8 protein-coding genes are annotated in these 13,997 nt (G+C 37.6%); 7 read left to right on the top strand and 1 reads right to left on the bottom strand.

From position 1 onward, the window contains the following. Nucleotides 1-12: 12 nt before the first annotated feature. The 7 genes from M2265_RS13455 (at nucleotide 13) to M2265_RS13485 (ending at nucleotide 11,361) form a co-directional block, all read left to right on the top strand. Complete coding sequence (locus M2265_RS13455) at nucleotides 13-1,593, top strand: SusD/RagB family nutrient-binding outer membrane lipoprotein (protein WP_132772435.1); 1,581 nt, start codon at nucleotides 13-15, stop codon at nucleotides 1,591-1,593. A 73-nt stretch (nucleotides 1,594-1,666) separates the two neighbouring features. Beyond that, a complete protein-coding gene (locus M2265_RS13460) occupies nucleotides 1,667-3,103 on the top strand; it encodes an alpha-L-fucosidase (protein ID WP_132772436.1) in 1,437 nt (478 codons plus the stop codon). Between the two features lie 329 nt (nucleotides 3,104-3,432). Then, nucleotides 3,433-4,608, top strand: coding sequence for an ROK family protein (locus tag M2265_RS13465; RefSeq protein WP_132772438.1), 1,176 nt, complete (start codon nucleotides 3,433-3,435; stop codon nucleotides 4,606-4,608). 22 nt (nucleotides 4,609-4,630) lie between these two features. Further along, nucleotides 4,631-7,951 (top strand): SusC/RagA family TonB-linked outer membrane protein, encoded by a 3,321-nt coding sequence (locus M2265_RS13470; RefSeq protein WP_132772440.1) that lies wholly within the window; start codon nucleotides 4,631-4,633, stop codon nucleotides 7,949-7,951. 2 nt (nucleotides 7,952-7,953) lie between these two features. Then, the gene (locus M2265_RS13475) at nucleotides 7,954-9,534 is read left to right on the top strand and encodes a SusD/RagB family nutrient-binding outer membrane lipoprotein (RefSeq protein WP_132772441.1); all 1,581 of its coding nucleotides are present in this window, start codon (nucleotides 7,954-7,956) and stop codon (nucleotides 9,532-9,534) included. A gap of 105 nt (nucleotides 9,535-9,639) precedes the next feature. Beyond that, nucleotides 9,640-10,257 (top strand): hypothetical protein, encoded by a 618-nt coding sequence (locus M2265_RS13480; protein WP_132772443.1) that lies wholly within the window; start codon nucleotides 9,640-9,642, stop codon nucleotides 10,255-10,257. A 69-nt stretch (nucleotides 10,258-10,326) separates the two neighbouring features. Further along, nucleotides 10,327-11,361 carry a sialidase family protein gene (locus tag M2265_RS13485; RefSeq protein ID WP_021189876.1) on the top strand — a complete coding sequence of 345 codons (1,035 nt, stop codon included), beginning with the start codon at nucleotides 10,327-10,329 and terminating at the stop codon, nucleotides 11,359-11,361. A 106-nt stretch (nucleotides 11,362-11,467) separates the two neighbouring features. Here the strand turns inward: M2265_RS13485 and M2265_RS13490 are convergent, their stop codons facing one another. Further along, nucleotides 11,468-13,834 carry a glycoside hydrolase family 3 N-terminal domain-containing protein gene (locus M2265_RS13490; RefSeq protein ID WP_132772445.1) on the bottom strand — a complete coding sequence of 789 codons (2,367 nt, stop codon included), beginning with the start codon at nucleotides 13,832-13,834 and terminating at the stop codon, nucleotides 11,468-11,470. Nucleotides 13,835-13,997: the final 163 nt, after the last annotated feature.

The following is a 13,997-nucleotide window of genomic DNA, read 5'->3' on the forward strand; positions in this document are numbered from 1 at the left end:
TCGTAATTAATCATGAATAAATCATTTTATATCCTATTATTTTTAACGCTATCTACCCTTGGGTTTACAGGATGTAAATCACAATTGGAAGATGCGTTTAACAATCCCGATCAAACCACTGAGGCTAGTATACCTGGCTTTTTTGCAGATTTGTTAAACAACGATAGAGTTCGCCCATCCTATTGGCATTACAGAACATTTATTCTATCCAATCAAACAATATACAGTCAGACATCGTCTTTTATACCGAACAATACGATGTACCAGCCAAATGACAGTTATTCCTATGGCTACTGGACAGATTTCTATGCTCCAGGCGTATTAGGTGTCTATCGAAAGATGGAAGCTGCGTATGCAGAATTAAGCCAAGAAAATCAAGCGAAGGAAGAAATTTTCCTACAAGCAGGCAAAGTTGTTATGTACGATGAAGCTTCAAAGCTGATTGACAATTATGGTGATATTCCATTTTCAGAAGCTGGGAGTTTACCTTTAACAAGTATTGCAAAAAAAGCAAAATTCGATGATCAAAAAGAACTGTATTATTCTTTTATAGACGATCTGAAAGAAATTAACACTTATTTTAGCAAAGCGGCAACCACCGGAGATTTTTCAAAGTTTGATATTTTAAATGCCGGTAGTCTTAATAAATGGAGACGGTATACCAACTCTTTACGTTTACGCTTATTAATGCGAATTTCAAATGTAGACGAAAGTAAAGCTAAAATAGAAGTTTTAGAAATGTTGAATGATCCAGGCACATACCCGCTAGTTGACGGTTCTTCTAATGCAAACTACGTTCCTGGTAGTACAGATATTTTGCTCCAACCATTAACAACATACACAGGAACATTACGTGAAGCATTAACAGAGGGCAATAATCAATATGCTACAGATTACATGCTAAATAAAATAATGAAACCTGCTGATGACCCGCGTATCCCTGTATTTTATGATAAATTCGGTGTGACAAAAGATGGTATATTTACCCCAAATAAGGAATATAATGCCATGCCGATAACCTTCACTGAAAATGACATATTAACAAATTATCAAAAATATGCAGTGCTGGATTCAGCAACATTCTTTGATAACGCAAAACTGCCAGGTATAGTTGCAACAGCATCTGAGACAAACTTTGCTAAAGCTGAGGCGCTTTTAAGATGGGGAAATGACACAGATGCGAAAGCCGCTTATGATCTAGCACTTAAGCAATCCGTTACTTTCTATTATTATCTTAATAATTTAAATACGTCTGGCTTAAAAACAGAAACAAAGCCTACCGATGCCGTAATCACTAATTTCGTTGACAATTCAACAGCAAAATATAGTGGAAATTCAACACAAAAATTAGAACTGATTTTAACTCAAAAATGGCTGCATTACGGATTCTTACAAGCACAACATGCGTGGTCTGAATACAGAAGAACTGGCTACCCAAAAATCACGATATTAACAGCCGGGGCAGCGAATTATTCGACTCTACCATTAAGATTCTTATATCCTACCGGAGAGATCTCTGTTAACTCGGAGAATTACGATGCTGTTCGTTCAAAAGATACGCGTGATACCAAAATCTTCTGGGATGTAAATTAATTAAACCCACAACATACCTATTGAAAGCTGCCAAATGGCGGCTTTCTTTTTATCATTTTAACTATATTTATACATGCTAACATTAAAAACAATTATATCAACTGCTCTAATAGCGACAACAGCTACAGTAGCATTTGGACAAGCGCACAATGTATCTTCTGGTTATCAAAAACCAACAGACCCGTTAGTTATTGAAAACCTAGAACAGTGGCAGGACATGAAATTCGGACTTTTTATGCACTGGGGCACGTACAGTCAATGGGGAATTGTCGAAAGCTGGAGCTTATGTCCGGAAGATGAAGGTTGGACACAACGTAAACCAGAGCACGGCAAAAACTACTATGATTATGTAAAGAACTACGAAAATTTACAAAAAACATTCAATCCAACAGATTTCGATCCTAAAAAATGGGCCGATGCCACAAAAGCTGCCGGGATGAAATATGTCGTATTTACCACAAAACACCACGATGGATTTGCTATGTTTGACACGAAAGAGTCTGACTACAAAGTCACCTCCCCAAATACACCATTTTCAAAAAACCCAAAAGCCAACATTACAAAAGAAATTTTCAACTCCTTCCGTAGCGATGGTTTTAAAATTGGAGCTTATTTTTCCAAACCTGATTGGCATACCGATTTTTATTGGTGGAACTATTTCCCGCCTAAAGACCGTAACGTAAATTACGATCCGCAAAAACATCCTGAAAGATGGGAGAAGTTTAAAAACTATACCTACAACCAATTAAATGAATTGACGTCTGAATATGGAAAAGTGGATATTTTATGGCTAGACGGCGGTTGGGTAAGACCATTCAAAACCATTGACCAATCTGTTGACTGGCAACGAACCATTAAGGTAGAACAAGATATTGATATGGACCGTATCGGAAATATGGCCCGTAAGAACCAACCCGGCATCATTGTCGTCGACCGTACTGTACCGGGTAAGTGGGAAAATTATGTCACACCAGAGCAGGCCATCCCAGAACATACATTAGACATCCCTTGGGAAAGCTGTATTACCATGGGCAACTCTTTTAGCTATGTTCCTAATGATCAATACAAACCAACTAAAAAAATTGTAGAAACTTTGATCAAAATTATCGCAAGGGGTGGCAATTATTTAATGAATATCGCGCCTGGACCAAACGGGGATTACGATCAAGCGGCTTACGACAGATTAAAAGAATTAGCATCATGGATGCAGATCAACCAAGGAGCAGTCTATGCTACCCGACCTATTGCACCCTATCATGAAGGAGATTACTACTATACCAGAAGTAAGGATAGCAAGACCGTCAATATTTTCCATATTGTAGAAGGTGACAGCTATAAACAACCAAGTGAGTTTACGTTCAACGTTCCTGAGAATTTCAAAATTAAAGACATGAGTATCTTAGGTCACAAAGGAAAATTGAAATGGACACAAAAGGAAAATCAAATTGTTATTAAGAATCCAGGTACTAAATTAAACTATGCTACCGTTATTCAATTAAAATCGAAATAAGGTTTAATAATAAATAACTACACAAACCCTACTGCATCTGATCCTGCAGTAGGGTTTTTTTTCCTCCATCTCTCCGAATCCTGTTACAATTGTTCGAAACTTATATCTTTTTTCAAAAAATAGCTTTAAAATAAAAAAGTTCCTAAAAATTTTAATTTCCCCTTCTAATTCCCCACAAAATATCGAAATCTTAATCTAAATCTCTTCACTAGATTAAAATGATATTAATTCCCCTTATTAAGAAAATTTACTTATTAAAAAAAAGCAAAAAGTATTTGCATCTTAATAATATTGCTGTAACTTTACTATTACGGAAAACCAATCCAATTATGAATAACCAGATTATAAAAGCAATTTACTTTCAAAAACTGCAATCGATTGCGCAGTTGAGCAAGACATTTAATAAGAGTATTCCACTTATTACAAAATCAGTAAATTCATTACTGGAAATGAATTTAATTGAAGGTAATGACCTCGCAGCTTCTACTGGTGGCAGAAGAGCTATCCAATTTAAAATAAACAACAATTTAAACACCTATACCTTAGTTATTGCACTAGACCAATTCTACACATCTATTTACATATTTGATCTAGAAAATAACGTCATAGCAGAAAATGTCGACAACTATAATCCATTAAAAAACAGCAATAAAGCTTTAGAAACAATCATTAGTCTAACTGAAGACTTAATTGCAGAATCAAACATACCTGCTACCAATTTCTTAGGTATCGGTATTAGTATGCCTGGTTTTGTGGATACAGAAAAAGGTATTAATGATTCATATGACAAACAATCTAAGTTACATCATATTAAAAAACATATTTTCGATCATTTTAAAATCCCAACGATCATTGAAAATGACTCCACGTGTATTGCTTTTTCAGAACAAAAATTTGGTGCTGCTAAAAACATAAAAAGTTCATTAGTCATCAATCTCAACTGGGGTGTAGGTTTGGGCATGATCGTGAACGACCAAATATTCAAAGGATCAAGCGGTTACGCTGGTGAATTCAGTCATATTCCGCTTAGTGACAGCAATGAATTATGTTCCTGCGGAAAAAAGGGCTGTCTTGAAGTAGAAGCTTCTCTTACCGCCGCAGTAAAAAACGTACAGACAGCAATTAATGCTGGAGAAAAATCAAGCTTAGAAGAAGATCAGCACAATAATCTATTAGCTCAGGGCGATGCACTATTAGAAAGTGCGCTAAATGGCGATCAATTAGCTGTTGCCAACTTAGGCAAAATAGGCTATATGCTGGGAAAAGGTATTGCGACATTAATTCATATCCTCAATCCTGAAGCAATCATCATTAGTGGAAGAGGAGCTCGGGCAGGAACAATTTTAATGCCTCAGATCCAAACCGCAATCAATGAATTTTGTATCCCACGATTAGCACAGGCCACACAACTAAAAATATCTGATACCAATAAACAGGCACAAAGTCTAGGAACTTCAGCCTTTATCATAGAAAACTTTATACAAACACTTTTTCACACAAACTAATCACACTTATAAACCATTCGTTATGAGTTATTTTTACAAAAAAAGTGCGGGATTGGCATTATGCACCTTATTTAGTGCATCCTCCCTTTTCGCACAGCAATCTATTACCGGGAGAGTAACAGATGCAAAAGGACCTGTCGCCGGTGTAACCGTTTCCGTAAAAGGAACAGCTCGCGGTACACAGACAGATGCAAATGGTAGTTTTACAATCCAAGCCTCACAAGGTGAAACTTTACGTTTTTCCAATATTGGCTACAAGTCAACAGAAATTGTAGTTGGTTCAACTAAAACGGTTAATGCTACTTTAACAGAAGATGCTTCAGCACTGGATGAAGTTGTTGTAACCGCAATGGGTATAAAAAGAGCCCCTAAAGAGCTGGGATATGCCATGAGTACAGTTGGAGCTGCAGAGCTAACCAAAACAGGAAGTCCTAACTTTGCAGGAGCATTATATGGTAAAGCACCTGGTGTCCGTATTTCCGCGGCTCCAGGTGGAGCAACTTCGGGGATCAACATCAATATTCGTGGTACAAATTCCATTACAGGCAGCTCACAACCTCTAGTAATTATAGATGGTGTTCCAATGCGCCAAAACCTTTTTAACAATAGTGATTACTGGGGCGACCAACGTGCACGGGGTAATGGTCTTGAAGACCTGAATCCAGAAGATATCGAGAACATCACTATTCTGAAAGGAGCTTCTGCGGCGGCACTGTATGGATCTGAAGCACTCAATGGAGTTGTTATGGTGACAACAAAATCTGGAAAAGGAGGAAAAGGTTTCTCTATTGATTTCAATGCAACTTATACACATGATCAGATCGCTTATTTACCAAGATTTCAAGATGTAAGAGGACCTGGATATAGTCAAGAATATGCTAATGGTGGGCAAGCAGAAGATAAATTTTTCTATTACGGAGCTGATCGTGCTATTGATGGTGTTACAAGAGGAGTACTACCTGCATCAATCAACTTCGGACCAAAATTTGATGGACAACCTATAATTTCATGGGATGGAAAAGTTAGACCATATGTAGCCCAAAACTCTTATAATAAATTATTCAACAATCCCAATAATTCAACAATAAACTTGGCTTTAGGACATTCAACAGAAACTTCAAATATTCGCTTCTCGTTGACACGTCAAGATAATCAAATGACTTCGCTAGATTCTTATAATAAAAAGAATATTGCCAACCTAGGTGCTAGTTTTAAATTATGGCAGAAACTAACCACTGACGTTACAGTCAATTTTATTAACCAGCATACACATAATAGACCTTTCCTTACTGATCGTCTAATTAACAACTTTACGGGAATGATTTCCACATTCGACAATCCAGAATGGTATCTTGACAAATATAGAACAAGTTTGGGTTATAAGTATGTTATTGATGGTCCTACAGCACAAAGTCTAACACCTGATGAAAATTTAAGATACAACGGTTACAAAGCAGATGTTTTGGATTATATGTGGAATGTGAAGGCAAAACAATATGATGAATATTCAAATCGTCTCATCGGATCTTTCACGAACACCTATCAAGTAACTGATGATCTATCTCTACGTGCCCGCTTCTCGGCAGATATTACAGGAGGAAGAATTGAAGATAAGCAACCAAACGAAAGACCACTGGCTTTTGAGAATACGGGTTACTACTCGTTAAAAAATCAAAATGCAAACATTTATTATGCAGATTTTCTTGCTTCATATAGCAAGAAAATAACTGAAGATATTAAATTAGGTGCAATGGTTGGTTATACTGCTACAAAAACCTTAAGTACCGATGTGGAATCTGCTACAAGTGGAGGATTAAGTGTAAGAGATTGGTTTGATGTAAGTTCTTCAGTAAATTTAAGCAGAGGTTATAGCCTTAAACGAAACAGACTACAAGATGCATTTTTCGGAACATTGAACTTTAACTTCAAAGACTATTGGTTTCTTGAAGGAACGCTAAGAAGAGAAGTCGTATCAACAATGCATCCGGATCGTAACATACTATATTATCCTTCAGTCAATTCAAGTTTAATTTTATCGGAAGCATTTGATTTACCAGAGGCCTTCAATTACGCCAAATTAAGAGGATCTTTTGGTATCGTGGGAAAATACCCTGATATTTACAGAAGCGCATTGAGCTATACACAGAATTCCTTAGGAATTCAAGGGGGCTCATTACCGACTCTTTACACTAATGTACCTACATCGAGTTTCGGAAACGAACTCATTAAACCAGAGAATAAACATGAATTTGAATTTGGTTTAGAAACTAAAATGTTTCAAAATAGATTAGGTATTGATCTTACTTATTATAATGGAAAAATCGTTAATCAAATTCTTGATTTTACACTTCCGATTTCATCAGGTTCTTCTTCAATCTTAGCAAATGTTGGTACTCTTAGAAATAAAGGTTGGGAATTTGCGATTACAGGTACACCAATTCAATCCGAAAACTTTAAATGGAATTCTGTCCTAAACTTTGCATCAAATAAAAACGTTGTTGAGGAACTTCCTGGAAAAGAATCAAAACTTCTACTAAGAGATTATGATGGCAATGCTGCACAATTAGTAGCAGTAGTAGGACAATCAATGGGAGATATCATGGTTCATCCTAATGCACTAGATGCTAATGGTAACAAAATTGTGTCAGACAACGGACTCTACAAATTAGATGCAGACAAATGGATCAAAGCGGGTAATGCTATGCCAAAGGTGACAGGTGGTTTTATTAATACATTTACATATAAAAACTTTACACTAGACGCACTAATTGATTTCCGCTGGGGTGGACAAGTTATGCCAACAGGTATTAATTGGATGATCAGCAGAGGCTTACTAGAAGAAAGTTTAAATGCAATGGATACAGAACACGGCGGATTAAGTTACTACTTATCAAGTGGTAAAGGAATTGCAACCAATGGCAGCTCAGGACCCAATGGTGAAAAAGTATTTCATGACGGAATGTTAATGCAAGGTACATTAAGTGATGGTTCAACAAATAGTAATATCATTTCACAGGCTTATTACTATGCACAGACCTACAACTGGGGTGGCCCTCAATATTCAAACTCTAATTATGGTCTCTACGTAAAAGATAACAATTATATTAAAATGCGTGAACTTTCATTTGGGTATAGACTTCCTTCATCGGTTACGTCTAAACTAAAAGCAAAAAACATTCAAATTTCAGCGTTTGGTCGTAATCTATTCTTTATCTACCGAAGTATCAAAGATTTAGATCCTGAACAAATGACAGGAGGATCGTATTGGGTTAATCAAGTATCTAATGCTGGCACAAGTCCTGCAACAAGAACATATGGTTTAATGTTAAGAGCAAGTTTCTAATTATGAAAATTAATAAATATTTTGTGATCGCTGGGCTATGTACAGCTTCACTTTCGACAATAACATCTTGTAAAAAATCATCCTTTGATGAACTCTATCGTGACCCATCAAAGGTTACTGAGACAACTATAGAAAAACAATTTACAGGAATATTATATACTTACCGTGAATTAGTTATCCCTACATACCGCAACTATTTTGTAACCCTTGCGCCCACAACTCATCGCTATATCCAAACAATTGGCTGGCAAAATGCCGATGAACAACTAACACCGGGGGCCGCTGCAATTACAGATCGTTGGGAAAGATACTATCAAGGCCTAACACAATTTAGAGAATTTGAAAAAATCTATAATGCTGCTCCTGAATTAGAGAAGAATGATAAGAAAATATTTTATCTGGCTGCTAAAATATTTTTTTATGATATGACCCAGCAGCAAGTTGATTTGCATGGAGATATTCCTTGGTCGGAAGCAGGAAAATTAAGTACGAATGGAGGTAATTATACAATTTCTTATCCTAAATATGATAAAGCTACTGACATATACACTGCTATGTTAGATGATCTGAAAGCAATTAACACTGAACTTACAAATCTTAAGGTTGCCCCTGGTATTTTAACAGGTTTCAAAACCCAGGATTTAGTAAACTCAGGATCTTTGGATTTATGGAGAAAATATTGCAATTCATTGCGCCTCCGTATGCTAACCCGAGTTGGACAAGTTCAAGCTTTTTCTGCGAGAACCAATCAAGAAATTGCTGATATTCTAAACAGTGCCCCATTAGTATTAGAGAACAAAGACAATATCCAGGTAGATATCGTCGATATCGCTACAGATATTAATTCCAAAGGATTTAGAGACGCCCTTGAAAGCTGGAACAATAATATTGCGGGGAAGACTATGATTGACGATATGGTAGCCAAAGCTGATCCAAGATTGCCATATATGTTCGAACCAGGACCTGGCGCAGCAGGGAAATATATGGGATTAGATCCAGCTTTACCTGTTGCTTCGCAAGCTGAATTACTGATTAACACAACAACAAATCCTAGTAAAATTACGACTTACAACCGTTCGACATATTCCAGAAATGAGAGATTCCCGGGTATATTGATAACGGCTGCTGAAGTTAAATTTTTAATTGCAGAATTTAGATTACGAGGTGGAAACGATGCTTCAGCAAAAACTTCCTTCGAAGATGGTATCAGAGCTTCAATTGAAATGCAACAAAATATTCGTACAGCAAGTAACAATAATGATGTGGCTGTTCCTGCCCCTACTACAGGAGAACAAATAAATAAATATATTTCAAATGTGGGCTGGGGAGGAAATAAGATTCAACTTATTGCCATGCAAAAATGGTTACATTTTAATATCATTCAATCTACAGAAAACTGGTCAGAAGTGAGAAGATTGGACTATCCAACTTTCGCTTTCCGAGTAGCACCGTCAGACAGACAGAAAACCGTACCTGTTAGATGGAACATCGCACAATCTGAATTGTCTAATAACGGGACGAATTACGACGCTGTAAAAGCACAAGATAATGTCAACACCAAACTTTTCTGGGACGTTAATTAAAATTAAATAATCTTAACAAAGGAAGCCACACAAGTGGCTTCCTTTATTTTGTAGCAATATTTCGTCAAACCTCGTTATCTTTTCAACCAATCAATATACTTATATATGAAAAAGATCATTTACACCTTATCTTTATTATTGAGTCTGTCTGTATTTTCCTGTAAAAATAGCGACCTTGAATATTCAAATCAATTTGAAGAGAGCTTTGATAAGTTTAAAGAATTCAAAAAAGAAAGCTATAACTCCTATCAATACCAAACAAACACCTCATTAATGACACAAAGTGCCACAACAACAATATCAGTCATCAATGGAAAAGTAACAAAACGAGAGCATCTCATTCAGCGGTTTGGTAATCAATTTATCTCGCCGGCTACGGGCTGGACAGATGAGAAAATTGAAGCAATTGAAGCAAATATAACGGAAGCATTCAAAACATACCTCAAGGATAAGAAGATTACATTAAAAGAATACCTCAGCTGGTCAGAATCTGAAAAAGAATTAGGAAAATATAATGGATTAGGAGCAACTGAAATTATGACACTCGATGACGTTTATACCAAGGCAAAAGGTGAATGGCTTGTAGCACAAGAAAAGAAAAAGATATTTTTTGAAACGAAAAATAATGGGATGATCTCATCATGCGGTTATGTCATAGGAAATTGTCAGGACGATTGCTTTACCGGAATCAATATATCAGATATTAAAACATTAACGAACTAAAAAATAAAACCAAAAAGACTCCTGTACTTCGTTTAACATATGAAAAAGTGCAGGACCAAATAAACTTATATGAACAAACTATTCTTCTTTTCTATAATCATACTAACTATCCTTTCTTCTTGCAATAATTATAGACCAGCACTATTAACATCAACTCAGATTTTTAACGAAGGTCAGGTACCTTTCAAACAGTGCCACGCCTCTACCATCGAACAAATTGGAAAAGATAGCCTAATTGCCGCCTGGTTTGGAGGTACACATGAATCCAATCCCGATGTTGTGATCTGGACTTCACATTATATTAATGGCAAATGGCAGACCCCTGTGCAAGTTGCCGATGGAGTCCTTGGAGACAAACGCTATCCAACATGGAACCCTGTATTTTATCAACATCCAGCATCGGACAGCCTATATCTTTATTATAAAATAGGACCTAATCCTCGAGAATGGAAAGGTTATTACAAATATTCGCTAGATAAGGGCAATACCTGGTCAACAGCGAAAGCATTACCCCAAAACATTTTAGGTCCCATCAAAAACAAACCCATCACCCTAAAAAATAGTACTATCCTTTCCCCTTCAAGCACCGAGTCAAAAGACGAAATTTGGAAAGCTCATTTAGAGATCAGCGCAGATAGAGGTAAAACGTGGTCAATTGTTAACATTAACCATGATAGCCCCATTCAGGTGATCCAACCGAGTGTTGTACAACATGCAGATGGAAAAATTCAAGTCCTGTGTCGCAGTAAAGAGAATAAAGTCATGAGCTCCTTTTCCAACGATAACGGAAAGACTTGGCAACCTTGGCAAGCTACAAATCTGCTTAATCCAAATGCGGCAACAGACGCAATACGTCTAAACAATGGAAAATTTATGATCGTTTATAATCCCGATCTTGCCGGAAAAGATTGGTGGGAAGGACGTACGAAACTACGCGTGGCACTATCTAAAGACGGTCTGAATTGGAAAGATGCATTGATCTTAGAAGATGGTAAAAAGGGGGATGAATACTCCTACCCGACAATAATACAAGATGATGATGGTTTGATACATATTACCTATACCTGGAATAGAAAGAATATTAAACACATTGTATTAAAATAAAATTGGGGCTGTCAATAATAGACAGCCCCAATTTTATTTTACATCCTAAACGAGTAGGATCATTAAAGATGCAAGTATAGTATACTTTCCGAGTGTATTATTTTTCCTACAAATAGTCCTTCTTCAATTCCAATGTACCTTCCAGTCGCACATCATCAGATCCTGCACCAATCAGTAATTTAAATTTTCCCTTCTCAGTTTTCCACCGGTTATCCACAGCCCAAAGCTTCAGATCCTCTTTAGTCAATTGAAAAGTGACCCTTTCACGCTTACCAGCCCCAATAGACTTACGTTCAAATCGTTTCAATTGTTTGATAGCTGTAACTACTGAACTAACCTCATCCACAACATAAAGCTGAGCCACCTCATCACCGTTTAACAGTCCTTTGTTTTCCACATCAAAAGCAACCGTACAAGCAAAATCGTCTGCACTTTCCTTCACATCAACAACAAGATTAGCATATTCAAATTTACTGTAGCTCAAACCATGGCCAAAAGCATATAAAGGCTTAGCCGACATCTCCACATAATCATGATGTTTAGGTTTATTATGATTATAATGTACTGGCAACTGTCCTACAGAACGAGGTACTGAAATCGGCATGCGTCCAGCAGGATTATAATCTCCAAACAGCACATCAGCTATCGCAAGTCCACCCTCCTGCCCAGGGTACCAGGCATTCACAATAGCGGGGATATGTGCAGCTGCCCAATTCAAATTCAAAGGTCTTCCCATGATGGTCACAAGCACAATAGGTTTACCTGTTTTCTCCAAAGCCTGTAATAACTGTAGCTGATGCCCCATCATATCCAAAGAGACACGATCAAAACCCTCACCACTTTCCATATCACTAACTGCATTGATATCGACATTTGCGGCACCTGTAGCTTGATAAGTTGTTTTAAAATCACGGGCACTAGAACCACCCAATACCACAACAACCACATCCGACAGCTTCGCCGCCGCAACCGCATCTTGTATATTACTATTAAGCGTATCACGGATAGCACAGCCCTTCACGTAATCAATCTGTGTCCCCTTACCTACCGCAGCACGGATACCAGCCAATACTGTTTTCACTTTACCATCAGCCTGCGGAGCAGTATAGTCTCCCAATTGATTATAGGCATTATCCGCATTAGGACCAACAACTGCAATACGTTTAACCGTTTTCTTCAGAGGCAATAAGTCTCCTTCATTTTTAAGCAATACGATAGACTCCTGAGCTACTTTACGTGCTATAGTCACATTTTCAACAGTAGCTACCTTTTTTGCAACCAGTTTTTCATCCACAAAAGGACGGTCAAATAAACCCAGATTAAATTTCATACGCAGTACACGTGCCACAGCAGTATCAAGAACTGAAGTTTCTACAAGACCGCTATTGACCGCCTCCAATAAATTAGCACCATATCCTGTACCGCTCAAATCTACATCAAGACCGGCATGTATACTTTGTGAGGCTCCCTCTGCTGCAGTAGAAGCTGTGGCGTGCCCTCCGTTTAATCCAGAAATACTTAATAAATCGGATACGACAAAACCGTTAAATCCCCAATCTTTACGCAATACATCTTTCAGTAGCCAGGGATTTGCAGAGCAAGGAATACCATCAATACTGTTATAAGCCGTCATCACAGAACCTGCTCCTGCGTGAACAGCTTGTTCAAAAGGATACAGATAATGGTGACGCATTGCTCTTTCACCGACAGAAACACCTTCACCATTATGACCACCTTCAGGAACAGCGTAGGCAACAAAGTGTTTAAGTGTACCAATTATTTTATCTTCTTTCCCAATTACATCACCCTGGAAGCCCTTCACCATCGCCCTTCCCATCTGCCCGATCAAGTACGCATCTTCACCATAAGTCTCTTCTGTTCGTGACCACCGTGGATCACGTGCTAGATCCAATACAGGACCATAACCATTTTTTCCACCTACAGCGTAAGTTTCCTTTGCAATCGTAGCCGCCATCTGTTCAATTAAAACTGGATTCCAAGTACTTGCTTGACCAATTGCTGTAGGAAAAACAGTAGCACCTATAGCCATATGACCATGCGGAGCTTCTTCAGATAACAACAAAGGAATACCTAAACGGGTACTATCCAACATATAGCGTTGAATCGCATTAGTCGCTCGTGCCGCTTCCACAGGGCTCAAACCATTTAACAGCGTTTTTTGAGTCCACGGATCAGCACGCAAGGTTGCCCAGAGCAGACCAATATGCTGCTCCTGAACTGCTTTTTTCAGTTTTGCACTTACACCGATACCCTTAGCCCTCTTCTCATACATCTCCCAACCCAACAATTTCGACAATTGACCAACTTTCTCCTCCTTAGTCATTCTCCCCAATAGGTCCTGAACTCTTTTCTCTGTCGGAAGTTTACTGTTTTTATAAGCTGGCTGCTGCGCCTGTAAGTTTGGAATCGCTAGAAATAACATTCCACTAAAAAATATACTGCTAAGTTTCATTTAAGATTGTATAAAAGAGACCATCGGTCGGTTTGTAAACCCCTAAATTAACGTTTTAGCATTAGAAATCAGTAATACATCATAATAATATTACTAAAAGTAACAAACATAAAAAAGGACGATTTTGATCGTCCTTTTTTATGACTAATGTAAACGCGTTATA

It is taken from the genome of Sphingobacterium kitahiroshimense (assembly GCF_025961315.1).
Lineage (GTDB): Bacteria > Bacteroidota > Bacteroidia > Sphingobacteriales > Sphingobacteriaceae > Sphingobacterium > Sphingobacterium anhuiense.